This window comes from Mycobacterium sp. 852013-50091_SCH5140682, assembly GCF_001665685.1.
Classification (GTDB): Bacteria; Actinomycetota; Actinomycetes; order Mycobacteriales; family Mycobacteriaceae; genus Mycobacterium.
This window is the reverse complement of sequence record NZ_LZTB01000063.1, coordinates 20922-38550: the sequence shown is the minus strand read 5'-3', so window position 1 is coordinate 38550 and position 17629 is coordinate 20922. Positions and strand designations below refer to the sequence as shown.

Annotated in this window: 18 protein-coding genes; 8 read left to right on the top strand and 10 right to left on the bottom strand. The window is 67.8% G+C overall.

From position 1 onward, the window contains the following. Positions 1–18: 18 nt before the first annotated feature. The 5 genes from A5784_RS19280 to A5784_RS19260 are packed head-to-tail and all read right to left on the bottom strand — an operon-like array spanning position 19 to position 6085. The gene (locus A5784_RS19280) at positions 19–396 is read right to left on the bottom strand and encodes a YchJ family protein (protein WP_064946506.1); all 378 of its coding nucleotides are present in this window, start codon (positions 394–396) and stop codon (positions 19–21) included. 7 nt (positions 397–403) lie between these two features. Next, positions 404–1336: a LysR family transcriptional regulator gene (locus A5784_RS19275; protein WP_064946505.1), complete on the bottom strand. Its 933-nt coding sequence runs from the start codon at positions 1334–1336 to the stop codon at positions 404–406. Between the two features lie 45 nt (positions 1337–1381). Then, positions 1382–3802: a CaiB/BaiF CoA-transferase family protein gene (locus A5784_RS19270; RefSeq protein WP_064946504.1), complete on the bottom strand. Its 2421-nt coding sequence runs from the start codon at positions 3800–3802 to the stop codon at positions 1382–1384. Positions 3803–3807: 5 nt separating this feature from the next. Then, positions 3808–4995, bottom strand: coding sequence for an acyl-CoA dehydrogenase family protein (locus A5784_RS19265; protein ID WP_064946503.1), 1188 nt, complete (start codon positions 4993–4995; stop codon positions 3808–3810). Position 4996: 1 nt separating this feature from the next. Beyond that, positions 4997–6085 carry an acyl-CoA dehydrogenase family protein gene (locus A5784_RS19260; RefSeq protein ID WP_064946502.1) on the bottom strand — a complete coding sequence of 363 codons (1089 nt, stop codon included), beginning with the start codon at positions 6083–6085 and terminating at the stop codon, positions 4997–4999. A 176-nt stretch (positions 6086–6261) separates the two neighbouring features. Between A5784_RS19260 and A5784_RS19255 the strand changes: the two genes are divergently transcribed. Together A5784_RS19255 and A5784_RS19250 are read left to right on the top strand one after the other, a co-directional pair. Beyond that, positions 6262–7428: a thiolase family protein gene (locus tag A5784_RS19255; protein ID WP_064946501.1), complete on the top strand. Its 1167-nt coding sequence runs from the start codon at positions 6262–6264 to the stop codon at positions 7426–7428. 12 nt (positions 7429–7440) lie between these two features. After that, entirely contained in the window at positions 7441–7824 is a 384-nt protein-coding gene (locus tag A5784_RS19250) for a Zn-ribbon domain-containing OB-fold protein (RefSeq protein WP_064946500.1), read from the top strand. A gap of 2 nt (positions 7825–7826) precedes the next feature. Here the strand turns inward: A5784_RS19250 and benC are convergent, their stop codons facing one another. Genes benC through benA form a run of 3 tightly spaced genes read right to left on the bottom strand, consistent with a single transcriptional unit; the run spans position 7827 to position 12280 of the window. Then, entirely contained in the window at positions 7827–10388 is a 2562-nt protein-coding gene (gene benC, locus A5784_RS19245) for a benzoate 1,2-dioxygenase electron transfer component BenC (RefSeq protein ID WP_064946499.1), read from the bottom strand. Between the two features lie 7 nt (positions 10389–10395). Next, a complete protein-coding gene (gene benB, locus A5784_RS19240) occupies positions 10396–10911 on the bottom strand; it encodes a benzoate 1,2-dioxygenase small subunit (protein WP_064946498.1) in 516 nt (171 codons plus the stop codon). Between the two features lies 1 nt (position 10912). Beyond that, positions 10913–12280: a benzoate 1,2-dioxygenase large subunit gene (gene benA, locus A5784_RS19235; protein ID WP_156750654.1), complete on the bottom strand. Its 1368-nt coding sequence runs from the start codon at positions 12278–12280 to the stop codon at positions 10913–10915. 212 nt (positions 12281–12492) lie between these two features. Here benA and A5784_RS19230 point away from each other — a divergent pair, with 212 nt between their 5' ends. The 4 genes from A5784_RS19230 to catC all read left to right on the top strand — a co-directional run bounded on the left by A5784_RS19230 (position 12493) and on the right by catC (position 15700). Further along, positions 12493–13395, top strand: coding sequence for a LysR family transcriptional regulator (locus A5784_RS19230; RefSeq protein ID WP_064946546.1), 903 nt, complete (start codon positions 12493–12495; stop codon positions 13393–13395). After that, the gene (locus tag A5784_RS19225) at positions 13392–14495 is read left to right on the top strand and encodes a mandelate racemase/muconate lactonizing enzyme family protein (RefSeq protein ID WP_064946497.1); all 1104 of its coding nucleotides are present in this window, start codon (positions 13392–13394) and stop codon (positions 14493–14495) included. Before A5784_RS19230 ends, A5784_RS19225 begins: the two co-directional genes overlap by 4 nt. 72 nt (positions 14496–14567) lie before the next feature. Beyond that, positions 14568–15422 carry a catechol 1,2-dioxygenase gene (catA, locus tag A5784_RS19220; RefSeq protein ID WP_064946496.1) on the top strand — a complete coding sequence of 285 codons (855 nt, stop codon included), beginning with the start codon at positions 14568–14570 and terminating at the stop codon, positions 15420–15422. Next, on the top strand, positions 15422–15700 hold the full coding sequence (gene catC / locus A5784_RS19215; protein ID WP_064946495.1) for a muconolactone Delta-isomerase: 279 nt from the start codon (positions 15422–15424) through the stop codon (positions 15698–15700). The genes catA and catC overlap by 1 nt, the downstream gene beginning before the upstream one ends. On the opposite strand, the gene ybaK is transcribed toward catC, so the two are convergent. Next, positions 15697–16182, bottom strand: coding sequence for a Cys-tRNA(Pro) deacylase (ybaK, locus tag A5784_RS19210; RefSeq protein WP_064946494.1), 486 nt, complete (start codon positions 16180–16182; stop codon positions 15697–15699). The genes catC and ybaK overlap by 4 nt on opposite strands. 227 nt (positions 16183–16409) lie before the next feature. Between ybaK and A5784_RS19205 the strand changes: the two genes are divergently transcribed. Beyond that, positions 16410–17048 (top strand): sigma-70 family RNA polymerase sigma factor, encoded by a 639-nt coding sequence (locus tag A5784_RS19205; protein WP_197514798.1) that lies wholly within the window; start codon positions 16410–16412, stop codon positions 17046–17048. Beyond that, positions 17045–17347, top strand: coding sequence for a mycothiol system anti-sigma-R factor (gene rsrA, locus A5784_RS19200; protein WP_064946492.1), 303 nt, complete (start codon positions 17045–17047; stop codon positions 17345–17347). The genes A5784_RS19205 and rsrA overlap by 4 nt, the downstream gene beginning before the upstream one ends. 80 nt (positions 17348–17427) lie before the next feature. Here rsrA and A5784_RS39965 read toward each other — a convergent pair whose 3' ends face one another. After that, positions 17428–17520: a 50S ribosomal protein bL37 gene (locus A5784_RS39965; protein WP_087078850.1), complete on the bottom strand. Its 93-nt coding sequence runs from the start codon at positions 17518–17520 to the stop codon at positions 17428–17430. Positions 17521–17629: the final 109 nt, after the last annotated feature.

Here is a 17629-nt window from a genome sequence, read left to right as displayed (position 1 = left end):
TCTCCCTTACTTGTTCGATTACTTGCCATCGATGTAACGCCATGCTCCGCTGCGGTCCCGGTCGAACCGGCTGCGCTCGTGCAGGATATGTCGCTTACCGTCGTGTTCGTACTGGGCGCGGAATTCCACCACGCCGGTCTCGTCGTCGGTGCCGCCCGCGTCGGTGTCGACGATCTGCAGCCTGCGCCACACGATGCCGTCGTCGAGGTCCAATCGCTTCGGCCGGGTCTCGGGATGCCAGGTGGCCATCAGATAGTCGGCGTCGTTCAGGGCGAATGCGCTGAAGCGGGATCGCATCAGTGCCAGCGCCGTGGCGGCCCTGCGTTCGCCGTGGTGCAGCGCGCCGCAGCATGGCCCGTACTCCTCACCGGATCCGCACGGGCATGCCTGTTGCATCGGCCGATTATCCCAAGCCGTGGCGCACCGGTGCCACTGCTGCGGCGATCCGATCCACCAGGGATTCGATCTGTGCGGGATGCCGGACCCGGTCGGGCACCCAGGCCAGCGCGATTTCTGCTGGCGGCCAGGTGCTTTCGTCGATGGGGATGAGGTCGAACTCCGGCGGTGAGAATATCCTGCCGATCGCCGACGCGGGAGCGTAGCTGACCACGGCGACCAGGTGCCGGTTGAACACCTGGGTGGCCATCTCCAGTTCCCCGCCGAGTTGACTCGTGGTGCGCACGATGCGGGTGACGCCGCGGGCGTTGAGCCGACGGGTCAGCCCGGCGAGCACGACCGGGTTCGGCCGGGCGAAGTCGATCACCACGTCACGGTCGCGCAACGCCTCGATGCCGATCATCTCTTGTCCGGCCAGGGGGTCGTCGAAACGTACCGCTACGGCCCCCTGGTAGGTGGCGACGATCTTGTGCCGCAGCCGCCGGTCAGCCGACGGCAGATGGATCAGCCCGAGGTCGATGTGCCCGGATACCAGTTTCGCGGTCACCTCCGCGGCCGATCCCGGGACGCTGAACTCGGTCGGTTCGGGCTGCCGGGCGACCGCGGCCTCCACCTGCGCGAGGAAGTCCGACGGGGCATACGCGGTGGCTCCAACGCGAATAGGCGTGGTGCCCTTGGTGATTCGTTCGACTGTGTCCTTGAGTTCGTCGACCTGGCGCAGGATGTCGCGGGCTGGGCCCAGCAGTTGCGCGCCAAGCGTCGTCAGCCGCACCTCGTGGTAGGTGCGCTCGAACAGGTCGCCGCCGAGTTCCTTCTCCAGCAGTTTGATCTGCTTGCTCAGCGGCGGCGGGGTGATCATCAGCCGGTCGGCGGCGCGTTTGAAATGCAGTTCCTCGGCAACCGCGACGAAGTACCGCAGGCGGGTGAAGTCGATCTCCATCGCCGCTACGCCCGCCGATCCGTTGGTGCTGTGATGCCCCGAATCTTACGAGACCGACCTGCCGGGCCCGTCAACGCTGCCATCTCCCCGTCGCTGTGCTCGCTCCACGGCGATCTCCAGTACGCCTCCGGCGAGGAGGTCGTCGATCTGCGGATCCGACAGGCCCAGCAAGTCCGCCGCGATCTGGCGGGTCTGCTCACCCAGCAGCGGCGCCTGGCCGAGCGGGGGATCGGCGACCCGCGCGGCATGGATCTGCGCATTCTCCATGGTGAACGGTTCGGCGCCGTGTGGATGGAGTTCCTCGCGAAACGCCCGGCGCTGAACGTAGTAGTCCCACTCCGGCACATCGGCGGCGTGCAGCACGGCACCTGCCGGGACACCGGCGGCCTGCAATCGCTGCATTGCCTCTTTCGGGCACCGCCCGGTGGTCCACGCCCGCACCGCGTCGTCGACCCGACCGCGATGCCGGTCGCGCCCGGCCCGGTCGGCCAGCTCGGGGTCGGTGTGCAGGTCGGGACGCTCGATGGTCGCGCACAGCGCCGCCCAGTCGGCGTCGTCGCGCACCGTGACCGCCACCCACGTGTCCGCGCCGGCGGCGGGGAACAAGCCCCACGGCGCATCGTGCTGCGGCTGGTCGGAACGCCGGTGCCCGCGCTGCTGGAGCACGTCGGCCGCGATGTCGGCGCCCAGATGGCTGAGCATGACCTCGGACTGGGCGACGCTCACCGAGCCACCGGTGCCGGTGCGTTCGCGCCGGAGCAGCAGCGCCAGCGCGGCCAGCGTGCCGATGCGGGCGCAGACGTGGTCGGGGTAGACGGTGACGGTGTCGCAGAAGGTGTCGGGTTCGTCCGGATACACCCACGCGGCGGTGAAGCCGGCCGCCGCGCGCACGAGGGGCCCGTAGCCGAGCCGCTTCGCCCACGGTCCCGTCGGGCCGAACGCCGAGCTGTCGACCACCACGATGCCCGGGTTGACGGTGCGCAGCGTCGCGTGGTCCATGCCGAGCGTCTCGGCTACCCCGGGTTTGAAGTTCGTCAGCACCACGTCGGCTTGGGCCACCAGCCGGTGCGCCAGCTCGCGGCCGCGCTGCGAGCGCAGGTCGACCCCGATCGAGCGCTTGTTGCGGTGCCCGGCCGCGAAGCCCTGTGTCATGTACTGCAGGTTGCCCCGCAGCCCGTCCGGGTAGGCCGAGTTCTCGATCTTGACGACGTCGGCGCCCAGGTCACCGAACAGCCGGCCGGTGTCGCTGCCGACGACGATCACCCCGAGGTCCAGCACCCGCAGCCCTTCCAGCGGCAGACCCTCGTCGCGCCGCGGCCTGCCGGACAGCACCGGGGCGGACGCGGGCCGTGCGGCACGGTCGGCCGGTGCGTTGAGCGCGCAGGCCCGCACGCCGTCGATCTCGGTGACACCCATGGGAATCGGGGCCACCACTCCGGGGGCGAGTTCGGTGTCGCGCAGGAAGCCGCGCTCTCGGACCTGTTCGGTGGCCAGCGCCTCATCGAGGGTCAGCACCGCCGCGGTCGGCACACCGTGGCGCTGGCCTGCGACCTCCAGCTCGGCCCGGGTCTTGTCGGCGCAGAACGATTCGATGGCCGCGAGCAGCGTGGGGGAGGCGAACCGCTCCCGCAGGCTGTCGAACCGCGGATCGGCGAATTCGGTTGGGCGGCCCATCCATTCGAACATGCCGCGCCACTGGCGTTTGGCCAGCAGGCAGATCCGGACGTGACCGTCTTTGCACGCGACGATCGGATAGCGCTGGCGTTCGGCGTTCCAGTCCCGGCGTTGGGCACTGATCGGCACCCCGACCGAGGCCGTGCCTGCTGTGCCGAACGGCGGGTCGAGGGCCGCCATGGCGCCGTCGAGAATCGAGAAGTCGATGAGATCGCCCTCGCCCGTGCGCAACCGGTCCAGGTACACGCTGAGGACCATCACCGCGGCCTGCGCGGCCGCCACCTGGTACGGCAACCAATCACCCGGCGGGACAAGAGGTTCTCGCCCCGGGATCCCCGAACGCGACAGCTCACTGGTCAGGGCATGCAGCACCGGGGTGCTCGCTTGCCATCCGCTGAAATCGGTGTCGCGACCGAAGTCACTGAGCGACAGGATGACGCACGCCGGGTGCTCGGCGTGGATCCGGTACACACCCAACGCCGTTTCGGCCGCCGAGCCCGGTCGGGTGTCCTCGACGAGGATGTCGGCGTCGGTGAGCAGCTGCGCCCATCGGCGCTGCCCCTCGGGTGTGGCGGGGTCGATGACGACCGGGCTCATGCCGTGGCGGTCGATGGCCGTCCCGAGCGACACCCCGCCGACCTGCGGTCCGACAGTGGCCTGTTCGGTCACCCCGCGCAGGTCGACCGGAATCACAGCGGCGCCCAGGTCGGCCAGCAGCCGACCGACGGCCGTCATCGGTCCGGTCGACAAATCGAGGATGCGTACGCCGGACAGTGGCGGGTCATATTCCATGGCGCTCAGCTCCGCCGGGCCTGACGGAACGGGATGTCCCTGTCGACTTCGGGTTCCTTCGGCAGTCCCAGCACGCGTTCGCCGATGATGTTGCGCTGGATCTGGTCGGTGCCGCCGCCGATCGAGGTGAAGTAGGCGTTGAGCGTCAGGAAGTTGATGTCGTCGGCCTCCGGGTTGTCGGCGCCGGCCAAAAGCGCCTGGGCCCCGATGATCTCGGTTTTCAGCTTGGCCTCGGCGTGCAGGATGTGTGACATGGCGAGCTTGCCGAGCGACATGATCGAGCTCGAGGTGCCCTGCGCGGCCGCTGCCTTGGCGCGAGCGTTGTTGAGCGCGTTGAGTTCCCGCAGCGACAGCACGGTCGCCAGTTGGTCGCGGATCACGGGATCGTCGAGGCGGTGATGCTCACGGGCCAGTTCGACGAGGTCGTCGGCGCGGGTGCGGTTGCGCGACGCGCGGGCGCCGTCGCCCATGATGGAGCGTTCGTAGGCCAGCGCGGTCTGCAGCACCCGCCAGCCGTTGCCCTCGCCACCGATCAGATGCGTCGCGGGCACCGACGCGTCGGTGATGAACACCTCGTTGAAGTGGGATTCGCCGGTGATCTGCACCAGCGGCCGCACCTCGATGCCGGCTTGGCGCATGGGCACGATGAAGAAGCTCAACCCTTTGTGCTTGGGCACGTCCCAGTCGGTGCGGGCGATCAACAGGCCGTAATCGGCGGTCTTGGCGCCCGACGTCCACACCTTCTGGCCGTTGACCACCCACCGGTCGCCGTCACGTACTGCGGTGGTGCGCACCCCGGCCAGGTCAGAACCTGCACCGGGCTCGCTGTAAAGCAGGCACATGCGGCTGCGTTCGGTCAGAAAGTCGCGCAGCAGAGTGCTTTTGAGCTCGTCGCTGCCGAACGCCAGCACGGTGTTGGCGGGGATGTTGTATTTGTCCTGTCTGGCCCCCGGAGCTTTGACGGCCCGGAACTCCTGCTCGATGACGGCGGCCAGGGCGTTGGGGTAGCCCCGGCCGAACCATTCGGTCGGGTAGGTGGGCGCAGCGTAACCTGCGTCGAGCACGCGCTCCAGCCACGCGATGTGTTCGGGCGAGCTCACCCACGGATCGCTGGATTTCGGCAGGCCGCGCCAGTTGGCGGCGAGCCAGTCGCGGACCTCGGCACGCAGCTGCTCTGGGGTGGGAAGCGTCATGTCAGGCGCCTTTCGAAGCGAGGTAACGGTCGCGGTGCAGTCGCGGGCTGCCGAGCAGGGGGACACCCGTGCGGGCCCGGCGCAGATACAGGTGCGCCGGGTGTTCCCAGGTGAAGCCGATGCCGCCGTGCATCTGGATGGCCTGCATCGCCGTGCGCCGGTACGCCTCCGCGCAGGTGAAGCCTGCGAGTGCGATTGCGCCCTCGGCGTTTTCGCCGCCCGCGGCGTGCTCGGCGGCCGCGTGTTGGGCGGCGGAGGTAGCCGACTCCACGTCGAGCAGCAGATCGGCGGCCATGTGTTTGAGCGCTTGGAAACTGCCGATGGGCCTGCCGAATTGGATGCGGGTCTTGAGATAGTCGACGGTGATGTCGAAGATGCGCCGCGCCCCGCCGACCTGCTCGCCGGCCAGCGCGATCGTCGCGAGGTCGAGTGCCTGTTGTACGGCGTTCCACCCCGCGGTGCCGACTCGTCGTGCCGGGGTGTGGTCGAACGTGTACGTCGACAGCGGCACAGTCGGGTCGAAAACGGTTGCGGCGGTGCGGGTGAACCCGTCAGCGCCGGGCTCCACCTGGAAAATGCCGGGGCCGTCCGCGGCTTCGGCGATCACCAGGATGACGTCGGCGACCTGACCGAACAGGACGTAATGCGCGCTGCCGGTCAGCGTGCCGTCGGCGCGGACGTCGACACCGTCGGGCGTCCAGGTGCCCCGGCTGCCGGTCACCGCGACGGTGCCGGTGCTCGTGCCTTCGGCCAGGGGTGGCAGCAGGCGGCGCTTGTCTTCTTCGCTGCCCGCCGCGGCGATCAGCGCGGTGGCCAGTACCGCGCTCGACACGAACGGGGCGGGCAGCAGTGCGGCGCCGGTCTCCTCGGCGACTGCCTCGACATCGAGCGCACCGAGCCCCACCCCGCCGTAGGCAGGCTCGACGAGCATGCCGGTCACGCCCTGCTCGGCGAGCCGGCGCCACAGGTCGCGGTCGAAGCCGTCGTCCGAGGCCATCACGCGGCGCACGTCGGCCTCGGTGCATCGACTGTGCAGCAGGTCGCGGACCGCGGCCCGCAACTCTGCGCGCTCGGCAACGCTGATCGTCATGCCGGAACCTCTCTGTCGGTGTCGACGTCCATGCAACCGTGCCTACCCCGTGGTGTAAATCACGCATCGCGACACCGGCAGGTTTCCGTTCGGGACATGCCCCGGTGAGCGGGTGGGTCGTTTACAAGCGTGGACGGCACCGGCGAAAGTGGGGTGGCATCGAGCAAGGAGCATCCATGACTGACATCACGCCGGCCATCGCGGGACTCGGCATCACCGAACAGGGCAAGGTGTACGGCCGGTCCGCGCGTCAGTTCGCGGCGCAGGCCGTCCGGTTGGCGGCCGCCGACGCCGGCGTGCAACTGTCCGACATCGACGGTCTCATCGTCTCGGGCGGCATCAAGGCCGGGGTCGGCATCGATCTGCAGGGCGCGCTCGGGCTGGTGGACCTCAAACTGCTCACGGCCATGCAGGGATTCGGGTCGACCGCAGCCCAGATGGTCCAGTACGCGTCGATGGCGGTCCAATCGGGCATGGCCGACACCATCGCGGTGGTGTGGGCCGACAATCCGCTCAAGGAATCCTCTAGCGCCTCGGCGGCTTATGTCGCGGCCCGGTCGGTACCCCGAGGCTGGGGCGGCATCACGGCCTCCAACGGCATCATGTCGCCGACCACGATGTACGCGCTCGCGGCCCGCAGGCACATGAAGAAGTACGGCACCACGTCCGACCAGCTGGGCCATATCGCGGTCGCGCAACGGGATTGGGCGCAACTCAATCCGGCCGCACACTTCTACGGCACCCCACTGACGCTGCCGGAGTACCACGCCAGCCGCTACATCGCCGAGCCGTTCCACCTGTACGACTGCTGCCTGGTTAGCAACGGCGGCGTGGCGATCATCGTCACGTCGCTGGACCGGGCCCGGGCGCTGCGGCAGCCGCCGGTACGGGTGCTCGGCTGGGCGCAGGCCCACCCGGGCCGTACCGGGGTCCGCAACGACGACTTCGGATTGGTCAGCGGCGCAGCCCAATCTGGTCCCCGCGCGCTGGCCATGGCCGACACCACGCTCGATGAGATCGGTGTCGCGCAGATCTACGACTGCTATACCTTCACCGCGCTCGTCACGCTGGAGGACTACGGCTTCTTCCCGAAGGGTGAAGGTGGCCCGGCGATGGCCGAGCCCGGGATGATCGGGCCCGGCGGCAAACTCAAGTTCAACACCGGCGGTGGCGAACTGAGCGCCTTCTACATGTGGGGCATGACCCCGCTGCACGAGGCCGTGGTCCAGACCCGCGGCCAGGGCGGGCCGCGCCAGGTCGCCGACCACGACCGGGTGCTGGTATCCGGAAACGGCGGCATCCTCGATTACCACTCGACGCTGGTCCTCGGCACCGACAACTAGAAGGGACTTCCCATGCCTGCGTTCGCCATTGCGCGCGACGATGCGACAGCCGCGTTCCTCGACGCCACCAAGCGCGGCGAGTTCCTGATCGTCAGGGACACCCACACCGGCGAGCTGCTCTCGCCGCAATTCGACGTGACCATCGAGCCGGGGCGCTACGAGTACGTACCCGCCGCAGGTACCGGAACGGTGGTCAGCTGGGCGGTGGTACATCAGCGCGGGGCGGGCCGGCTGCCGGTCGGCATCGTCGAACTCGACGAGGGCCCGTGGTGGTGGACCTCGTTCCCCGAGGCGGATCCGGACGCCGACCTCTACGGCGCGCGCGTCACCGTCGCGTTCGAACTGCTCGGCGATGGCGAAGCCGCAGAGGCGATTCCGTACTTCCGCGGGCTCTGAGGCTAGCCCAGGTCCCCACCGGCCACCGGCAGTACCGTGCCGGTGATGTAGGACGCCTCATCGGAGGCCAGGAAGCAGATCGCTGCGGCCTGCTCGTCGAGGGTTCCGTACCGGTGCATCAGCGACGAACCGAGGGTCTGCTCGATGTGGGCGTCGAACCAGGCCTGTGCGGTGTCGTCGACGGGAACGGGTGTGCCCCGGGAGATCCGGCGCGGGGGAGCCTGGGTGCCACCGGGCGCAGTCGCGACGACGCGGATACCGGCGTCGGCGTATTCCATGGCCAGCGACGCGGTGATGGCGTTGATCCCGCCCTTGGCTGCCGAGTAGGGGATGCGGTGGATGCCGCGGGTGGCTGCCGACGACACGTTGACGATGGTGCCCGCACCGCGGGACACCATGCCCGGCAGCACCGCCCGGCAGGCATACAGCGTGGTCATCAGGGACCGGTCGACCTCGGCGCGGATCTCGGCCTCGGTGAACTCGGTGAACGGCTTGAAATTGATGGCCCCGCCGACGTTGTTGATCAGCACATCGATCCGCCCGAACGCCGAAAGCGCCTGCTGGGCCAGCGAATCGGCGCCCTGATAATGCTCGAGGTCGACTGTCACCGCAACGGCGGTCAGCTCGTCGGCCAGTTCTTTGACCAGCTCTGAACGGTCGGCCAGCACCAGCATGCCGCCCTCGGCGCTGATTCTGCGCGCGGTCTGTTCGCCGATGCCCTGCGCGGCGCCGGTGACCACCACGACCTTCCCCGCGAACCGCCCGGGCATGATGAACTTCGGTTGTTTTGCCGCCCTGGATTTTTCGGCGTCGGCCATCGCGCGGCGCATGGTCTGCTTGGATCGGTCGGCGTGCGCGACGATGAGGGCCCGGGCGGCGTCACGGTCGCCCGCCTCGAACGCGGTGACGATGTCGACGTGGTCCTGCGCGCACAGCGGATGACACCACGTGGCGTTACGCAGCACCTCCTCCATGCGGCCCTTGACGCCAAGGGCCTGATAGGCATGCAGCAGATGCTCATTGCCCGTCAGGGTGAACAGGTAGTCGTGGAAGGCGGCGTTGGTCTCGGTGTACTGGGCGGCGTCGAAGAAATGGTCACCGTCCACGTACGGCACGGTGGCGTCGGCGAGCAGGCGGTAGCCCGCCAGTTGCCTGCTGGACAGCCGGCCCAGGGTGAGTTCGAGCGCGCCGAGTTCCAGAGCCTGCCTGGCCTCGAACAGGGCATCGGACTCGTGCACCTCGGGATGTTCTTCCCCGATCTGGTAACCGTCGGCGGTGACGGGTTCGGTTGGTGCGGGAGCGGTTTCGCGGGACACGAAGATCTCTTGCCCGGCGATGCCGCGGGCGCCGCACACGATGAGCTCGCCGGGATCGGGCAGGATGAGCTGCCCGGGCGGATTCTGCGACGAAACCCGCTGCCCGGCAACGATTTCGGCAGCGGGCAACATGGTCTGGCCGGTGACGGCGCGGGCGTCGGGTGCGGTGAGCAGGATCTCGGTGGCGCCTGTTGCGGATACCGGCGGCGTCTCTCGGGTGGGCGCGGGCTTCTCGCCGTGCGCGAGCGCGAACTTTTCGTAGAAGAATCCGCTCACATCGATCCCGAAACCGGTGATGTGCCCGCGCACCGAGTCGACCATCGCCGGTGGTCCGCACAGGTACACCGCGACGTCGCCGTGGTAGAGCTGTTCGGGACGCATCAGCGTCATCACCCGGCCCTTGTTGGCCGCGGTGCCGGCCGGGTCGGAGACGCAGTGCTCCCAGGTGAAACCCGGTAACCTGTCCGCGATTTCGGCCAGGGAGTCGGTCTCGACCACGTCGATGTCGGATTTGACGCCGTAGATCAGGTGGATCTTGCGGTGGCTGCCTGCCGCGGCCAATGTGCGCAGCATCGACAGGATCGGCGCCAGTCCGGTGCCACCGGCCAGCATGAGCACCGGCCGGTCCGCCTCCCGCAGGAAGAACGATCCGTGCGGGCCGCTGAACGTGATCTCGTCGCCGACGGCGGCGCGCCGCGCCAGATACTCGGACATCAGACCGCCCGGGCTGAGTTTCACCAGGAACGTCAGGCGGTCGTCATGCGGAGCGTTGGCGAACGAGTACGAACGCGTCTGCCCGGTGCCGGGAATTTCTATATTGACGTACTGCCCCGGCAGGAACGCCAACTCGCTGCGGTTCGGGATGGCGATCGAGAAGCGGACGGTGCTGTCGGACAACCGGTCAAGGGCCACCAACGTGCCGGTGTAGCGTGCGGCCTGGGTCTTGGCGACATCGGAGGTGCTGGCGATCTGCAGCACCAGGTCTGAGGTGGGCTTCATGCAGCAGGGCAGCACGTAGCCCGCGGCGGCCTCGTCGTCGGAGAGGGCGTCGGAGATGTAGCTGCCACCGTCGTAGCTGCCCGATTCGCACAGCGCCTTGCAGGTTCCGCAGGCCCCGTCGCGGCAGTCCAGCGGGATGTTGATGCGTTGCCGGTAGGACGCGTCGGCGACGGTCTGGTCGTCGCGGCAGGTGATGAACCGCGTGACGCCGTCCTCGAACGCGAGCGCCACGGAATGTGTTGAACTCATGGCGATCCTAGAAGTGGTAGACGTCCACCACGTGGTGGATGTAGTCGTTTTTGAGCACGACGGTCTTGCGCCGGATCAATGGCTGGGCACCGGAGAAGTCGATGGTGTAGAAGGAGGTGCCGTAGTACGGGTCGATGGTCTTGTAGCGGAAATACATGGTGTGCCAGTTGAATCGGACATCCACCAGATCGCCCCGACGGTCGATGACCTCGACGTTGCTGATGTTGTGGCTCGTGCGCGGTTCGGGCAGCGACGTCGCCGATGACCGCTCGGTGCGGATCCGGAACACCCGGTCGGCCAGGCCGCCCTTGTTGGCGTAGTAGATCAACGAGATGTCCCGTTGCGGATCGGTCACCAGCTGATCGTCATCGGTCCACGACGGCATCCAGTAGACGACGTCGTCGGCATAGCAGTCCAGCCACTTCTCGAACTCGCGGTCGTCGAGGTACCGGGCCTCGCGGTAGAGGAACTGTTCGATCGCGTTCTGGGTGATGAGTTTTGCGGCCTGCTCGGTGCTGGTCATGTCACTTCCCGCTTTCGTTCGCCACGGCCGCCCGCATGGTCTGCAGCCAATACCCATGCTGGACGGGGTAGAGGCCCTCGTCCTCGTTCTTGACCCCCGCCGACACCACCCCGTGCAGTCCCAGCGACTCGGCGAGCGGGTCGGGGCCGGAAAGCCAGTGCTGCGCACCGCGACTCATATCGTTCCACGGTGCTGCGGTCGCGCGGAACGTCAACTGGCAGGACCGGAACTCCTCCAGATCGTCCGGGGTGGCCATGCCGGAGGCGTTGAAGAAGTCCTCGTACTGCCGGATCCGCTGGGCCCGGGCGGTGTCGCTCTCGCCTTTCGGGGCGATGCAGTAGATGGTGACCTCGGTCTTGTCCGGCGCGATCGGCCGGAAATGCCGGATCTGCGTCGAAAACTGGTCCATCAGATACAGATTCGGGTACAGGCAGAGGTTGCGTGAGCCCTTCACCATGAACTCGCCCTTGGCCTCGCCGTGCTGGGCCTTCAGTGCGTCGAGCTGATCCCACAGTGGGCGGTCCTGCGGGTTGGCCGCCCATGTCCACAGGCACAGGTGCCCGTGCGGGAACGACCAGTAGCCGCCACCGGACTTGCCCCACCCGCCGGCGTCGAGCACCTTGGCCTCGTTGGCGGATTCACCGGTACCGCGCCTGCTGGTGGTGGCCGCATAGTTCCAGTGGGTGGCGGTGACGTGATAGCCGTCAGCGCCGTTCTCCGCCTGCACCTTCCAGTTGCCGTCGTAGGTGTAGGTCGACGATCCGCGGAGCACCTCAAGACCGTCGGGGGACTGATCGACGAGCATGTCGATCACCGTCGTCGCGTCGCCGAGATGCTCGGTCAGGGGCAGCACATCAGGGTTGAGGCTGCCGAACAGGAAGCCTCGGTAGTTGTCGAATTTCGGCACCGCGGTCATGTTGTGCGAGCCGCCCGCGTCGAAGGTGTCCGGATACCCGGCGCCCTCGGGATCCTTGACCTTCAGCAGCGAGCCGTCGTTGCGGAACGTCCACCCGTGGAACGGGCACGTCAGCGTCATCCGGTTGTCGGTCTTGCGTCGGCAGATCATGGCGCCGCGGTGCGCGCAGGCATTAATCAGGCAGTGCAGTTCGCCATCGCGGTCGCGCGTGATGACCACGGGCTGGCGGCCGATGTAGGTGGTGAAGTAGTCGCCGGGGTTGGGCAGCTGGCTTTCATGCGCGAGGTAGATCCAGTTGCCCTCGAAGATGTGCTTCATCTCCAGTTCGAAGATGTCTTCGTCGGTGAAGATCCGGCGGTTGGCGCGGTAGATGCCGGCCTTCCGGTCGTCGATCACCGCGTCGGCCAACACGGACTCGACGTGGTGCAGATGCTCGGTGGTCGGTGCGCTCATGGGTGCCTCCAGCAGATCGGATAATGGCACCTTCCCACCGCGTGGTGCCCGTCACACCAGGCACATTGCTAGTCCTGGCCTAGGGCACGATTGATCAACGTGGGCGATCAATCACGCGAAACTATGTCCTTGTTATGTATGGATCGCGCTCTTAGCCTTGGATTCAGTGTCGCCCGTCACACGTCGAGGCGTCGGGAACCCAGGAGGTGGACATGGAGCTTCGGCACCTGCGCTACTTCGCCGCCGTCGCCGAGACGTGTCACTTCGGGCAGGCCGCCGACCAGTTGCATGTCGCGCAGCCCGCGCTGTCGTACGCGATCCGGCAGCTCGAAGCCGAACTCGACGTGACCCTGTTCAACCGGACCACCCGCCAGGTCGAGCTGACCGCGGCGGGGGAGTTCCTGCAGACCGAGGCTGCCCGCATCCTCGGTGGCGTCGACGACGCGGTGCGCGGCGTGCAGCGCATCGCGGCCGGACGCAGTGGCCTGATCCGGCTGGGATTGACCGGGACAGCGGCGTTTTCGCATCTGCCGCGCATCGCCCGGGTGGTCAAGCGCGAGCTGCCTGATGTCGCACTGGAGATCCGGGCCGACATGCTCACCCCCGACCAGTGCGATGCGCTGCGGTCCGGAGCGCTCGACCTCGGTGTCCTGCGTCCGCCCGCCGTCGGCGCGGACGTGCAGCTGCGCACCATCGAGGTCGAACCACTCGTCCTCGCGGTGTCGGTGGACCACCGGCTCGCGGTCGAGCCCGTCGTCTCCATGTCCGACCTGCGCGACGAGCCGTTCATCGGCTACGGCAGCCGGGACTCGGCCGTCAACGCGGCGGTGCTGCGCAGCTGCCGGGAGGCCGGCTACGCGCCGCACCAGGAGCACCGGGCCCCGGGTACCGCCGTACTGCTCGCGCTGGTCGCCGCGGGGCTCGGGGTCGCGGTCGTGCCGCAGTCGGTGCGGGCGCTGCCGCTCGACGGGCTGGTGTTCCGCGACCTGCTCGACGCACAGCACGTTGAGCTGTCGCTGGCCTGGCGTACCGGCGAGGACAACCCGCTGCTGCACGCCGTACTCGACCTGCTCACCAGCGCCCTTTCCGCCGATTCCGTTGGGGGACAACGATGAAGATCACCCAGATCGAAGCCATTCCGTTCAGCGTGCCGTATCGCAAACCGCTGAAGTTCGCCTCCGGCGAGGTGCACGCCGCCGAACACGTGCTCGTGCGGGTGCACACCGACGACGGCGTCGTCGGCGTCGCCGAGGCGCCACCGCGGCCCTTCACCTACGGCGAGACCCAGCGCGGCATCATCGCGGTGATCGACGGGATCTTCGCCCCGCAGCTCGTCGGCCTGGCCTTGACGGAGCGGGAAGTCGCGGCGGCCCGGATGGCCCGCACGGTCGGCAACCCGACCGCCAAGGCCGCCGTCGACATGGCCATGTGGGACGCGTTCGGGCGCACCCTCGGTCTGCCCGTCACCGATCTGCTCGGCGGCTACACCGACCGGATGCGCGTGAGCCACATGCTCGGATTCGACGAGCCGGCCCGCATGGTCGCCGAGGCCGAACGGATGCGCGACCAGTACGGCATCACCACGTTCAAGGTGAAGGTCGGCCGGCGTCCGGTCTCGCTGGACACCGCGGTCGTGCGGGCGCTGCGCGAGCGGTTCGGTGACACCGTCGAGCTCTACGTCGACGGCAACCGCGGCTGGTCGGCCGCCGAATCGCTGCGGGCCATGAAGGAGATGGCCGATCTGGGGCTGTTGTTCGCCGAGGAGCTGTGCCCGGCCGACGACGTGCTCGGGCGGCGCTGGCTCGTCGGGCAACTCGACGTGCCGTTCATCGCCGACGAATCCGTGCCGACCCCCGCCGACGTGACCCGCGAGGTGCTCGCAGGCGCGGCCACCGCGATCAGCATCAAGACCGCACGCACGGGCTTCACCGGCTCGGCCCGCGTGCTGCACCTAGCCGAAGGACTCGGCGTGGACGTGGTGATCGGCAACCAGATCGACGGTCAGATCGGTACCGCGTGTGCCGTGGCGTTCGGTGCCGCATCCCCGCTGACCACCCGCTACGCCGGCGAGCTGTCGAACTTCCTCGACATGAGCGATGACCTGCTGACCCAGCCGCTGCAGATCAGCGACGGCTACCTGCACCGCAGGCCCGGGCCGGGCCTCGGCATCGACATCGACCCCGACAAGCTCGCCACCTACCGCACCGACCTGTGATTTGTGTGCATTCACCGGCGGTGACCGCCGGTGAATGCACACAAATCACGCCAAACAGAAAGGAATTGACCAATGACCACCACCGAGAAGGCCTCGGCCGCCGCGTCCGGAGCCTCGGCCACCGAGCGGTTCCACGCCGACAAGTCACCGTTCGAAGCGGTGCGTGACGTCCCGGCAGAGCGGGTCGACATGCTGGCCCGCGAAGTCCTCGACGCCGTGCACGCGACCATCCGCCGCCACCGGGTCAGCTACGACGAGTACAACGCGCTCAAGGCGTGGCTCATCGGCGTCGGCCAGGACGGGGAGTGGCCGCTGTTTCTCGACGTCTGGGTCGAGCACGTCGTCGAGGACGTGGCGACGTCGCACCGGCACGGCAACAAGGGCAGCATCGAAGGCCCGTACTACGTCCCGGACGCACCCGAACTGGGCGCCGACGCGACGCTGCCGATGCGCGACGGCGAGGCGGGCACGCCGCTGGTGTGGGAGGGGCAGATCACGTCAACCGACGGAAAACCGTTGGCGGGCAAGGTGGAACTGTGGCACGCCGACTCCGACGGGTTCTACTCGCAGTTCGCCCCCGGTATCCCGCAGTGGAATCTGCGCGGCAGCATCTCCACCGGGGCCGACGGGCGCTTCCGGATCACCACCATCCGCCCCGCGCCCTACCAGATCCCCACCGACGGCTCGTGCGGCAAGCTCATCGCGGCGGCAGGCTGGCATGCGTGGCGGCCGGCGCATCTGCACGTCAAGGTCTCTGCGCCCGGGCACGAAATGCTCACCGCGCAGCTGTATTTCCCCGGTGACCCGCACAACGCCGACGACATCGCCGACGCGGTCAAGCCCGAGCTCATGCTGGCCCCGGTGGCCCAGCCCGACGGCAGTGAGACTGTGCAGTACGGGTTCGTGCTCGATCCGGTGGGTGCCTGATGCTGTTTCACGTCCGGATGGACGTCCGCATCCCGCACGGCATGGATCCCGACGTCGTCGCGCACACCGTCGCGCGGGAGAAGGCCTACTCGCAGCAGCTGCAGCGGTCGGGCAAGTGGCCGCACATCTGGCGGATCGTCGGTGAGTACTCGAACTTCTCCATCTTCGACGTCGAGTCCAACGACGAGCTGCACACGCTGATCTCTGGTCTACCGCTGTTCCCGTACATGGACATCCACGTGACGCCGCTGGCGCATCATCCCTCCGATATCAACTAAGCGGTGATCTCGGCCGTCACCGCGTCGGTGGCGCGGATCAGGTCGGCCGGTGCCAGCGACACATCCCATCCGCGCTTGCCCGCACTGCACAGCACCCGCTCGAAGTTCAGCGCCGAAGCGTCCACGACGGTCGGCAGCGGCTTGCGCTGACCCAAGGGCGATATGCCGCCCAGCACGTACCCCGACGAACGCTGCGCTGCGGCCGGATCGGCCATCTCGGCCTTCGGCACCCCCAGAGCCGCGGCCGCCGCCTTCAGCGACAGCTTGGCCGGCACCGGGACCACGGCTACCGCCAGGCCCTTGGGCAGGGCGATGACGAGGGTTTTGAACACCTGCTCAGCGATGATTCCTGCCGCCGCGAGTTCGGCGACGGCTTCTGCGCCGAACGATTCATTGCGGGGGTCGTGGTGGTATTGCACCACCTCGTGATCGATGCCCGCTGCGACGAGAGCCGCGATGGCCGGGGTCGCTGCGCGTGCCACCGGGCCAGGTTAGCCCGAAATCCGCCGAAAACCGCCCGGGAACAGAGCGCGCCCTGTGTGCTGTTGTTGCATGCAGCTTCGGTGGCCAGGGTGCACACCGGAGCTACCTGTCGGTAGCACGCTCTAGGATCGGAAGGGGAATTTTGGTGCCAACCGTGTGCCTTGAACGTCCGACTGACATCGGGCAGTTCGGCGGCGCCGCGACAGAAGGGACGGTGTTCCGCACCATGACTGACGTCGACGAGCGGGCTATGTCCGAGCCGCAGGAAACCGACGCGGAGCTCACCGCACGGTTCGAGCGGGATGCCATTCCGCTTCTGGACCAGCTGTACGGTGGCGCGCTGCGCATGACGCGCAACCCGGCCGACGCCGAGGACCTGCTGCAGGAAACCATGGTCAAGGCCTATGCCGGCTTCCGGTCGTTCCGCGAGGGCACCAACCTCAAGGCGTGGCTGTATCGCATCCTGACCAACACCTACATCAACAGCTACCGCAAGAAACAGCGGCAGCCGTCGGAGTATCCGACGGATGAGATCACCGATTGGCAGCTGGCGTCCAACGCCGAGCATTCCTCGACCGGCCTGCGTTCCGCGGAGGTCGAAGCACTCGAGGCGCTGCCCGACACGGAGATCAAGGCTGCGTTGCAGGCCCTGCCCGAGGAGTTCAGGATGGCGGTGTACTACGCCGACGTCGAGGGATTCCCCTACAAGGAGATCGCCGAGATTATGGATACGCCGATCGGGACCGTGATGTCCCGGCTACACCGCGGTCGTAAGCAACTGCGCGATCTGCTGGCCGATGTGGCCCGCGATCGCGGCTTCATCCGAGGCGAGCAGATTGGCGCGCCGGAGGGAGTGTCGTCATGAGCGACTTCGACGAGAACGAGCGCTGGACGCCTCCGATCGGTCCCATCGATCCCGAACATCCCGAATGTGCGGCGGTGATCGCCGAGGTATGGACGCTGCTGGACGGGGAGTGCACGGCCGAAAGCCGGGACAAGCTCAAGCACCACCTCGAAGAATGCCCGGCCTGCCTGCGCCACTACGGCGTGGAGGAGCGCGTGAAGCGGCTGATCGCCAGCAGGTGCAGCGGTGAGAAAGCGCCGGACAGCCTGCGCGAGCGGCTGCGTATCGAGATCAGCCGCACCACCATCATCAGGGGCTGAGTGACGAAAGGCCTGGAAAAGGCCTGTTAAATGCATGAAGGCCGGGCGGTGGCCCGGCCTTCAGATCGCGGTTGACGCGGTCAGCGCACTGACTTCGAACCGGCGTTGGGACGCTTGCCGTGGTTCGCCTGTGAATGCTTACGATCGCGCTTCTTGCGGCCACGCTTGGCCATGATGTTCCTCCAGATGTTCGAGAGCTTGCTCCCCAGTGTCTCACGGCCCGGCTACAGCACCGTCCACCCGGTCTTGTGGTTCGATATAGCCCGGGATACAGACAGCATC

Bases quoted from the DNA above. Each gene is read 5' to 3' on its own strand.
- catA (WP_064946496.1), top strand. From the start codon at position 14,568: ATGACCACCACCGAGAAGGCCTCGGCCGCCGCGTCCGGAGCCTCGGCC.
- benB (WP_064946498.1), bottom strand. From the start codon at position 10,911: ATGACCAGCACCGAGCAGGCCGCAAAACTCATCACCCAGAACGCGATC.
- A5784_RS19255 (WP_064946501.1), top strand. From the start codon at position 6,262: ATGACTGACATCACGCCGGCCATCGCGGGACTCGGCATCACCGAACAG.
- rsrA (WP_064946492.1), top strand. From the start codon at position 17,045: ATGAGCGACTTCGACGAGAACGAGCGCTGGACGCCTCCGATCGGTCCC.
- A5784_RS19205 (WP_197514798.1), top strand. From the start codon at position 16,410: ATGACTGACGTCGACGAGCGGGCTATGTCCGAGCCGCAGGAAACCGAC.
- catC (WP_064946495.1), top strand. From the start codon at position 15,422: ATGCTGTTTCACGTCCGGATGGACGTCCGCATCCCGCACGGCATGGAT.
- benA (WP_156750654.1), bottom strand. From the start codon at position 12,280: ATGAGCGCACCGACCACCGAGCATCTGCACCACGTCGAGTCCGTGTTG.
- A5784_RS19230 (WP_064946546.1), top strand. From the start codon at position 12,493: ATGGAGCTTCGGCACCTGCGCTACTTCGCCGCCGTCGCCGAGACGTGT.
- A5784_RS19280 (WP_064946506.1), bottom strand. From the start codon at position 396: ATGCAACAGGCATGCCCGTGCGGATCCGGTGAGGAGTACGGGCCATGC.
- A5784_RS39965 (WP_087078850.1), bottom strand. From the start codon at position 17,520: ATGGCCAAGCGTGGCCGCAAGAAGCGCGATCGTAAGCATTCACAGGCG.
- A5784_RS19260 (WP_064946502.1), bottom strand. From the start codon at position 6,085: ATGACGATCAGCGTTGCCGAGCGCGCAGAGTTGCGGGCCGCGGTCCGC.
- A5784_RS19275 (WP_064946505.1), bottom strand. From the start codon at position 1,336: ATGGAGATCGACTTCACCCGCCTGCGGTACTTCGTCGCGGTTGCCGAG.
- A5784_RS19270 (WP_064946504.1), bottom strand. From the start codon at position 3,802: ATGGAATATGACCCGCCACTGTCCGGCGTACGCATCCTCGATTTGTCG.
- A5784_RS19265 (WP_064946503.1), bottom strand. From the start codon at position 4,995: ATGACGCTTCCCACCCCAGAGCAGCTGCGTGCCGAGGTCCGCGACTGG.
- A5784_RS19250 (WP_064946500.1), top strand. From the start codon at position 7,441: ATGCCTGCGTTCGCCATTGCGCGCGACGATGCGACAGCCGCGTTCCTC.
- A5784_RS19225 (WP_064946497.1), top strand. From the start codon at position 13,392: ATGAAGATCACCCAGATCGAAGCCATTCCGTTCAGCGTGCCGTATCGC.
- benC (WP_064946499.1), bottom strand. From the start codon at position 10,388: ATGAGTTCAACACATTCCGTGGCGCTCGCGTTCGAGGACGGCGTCACG.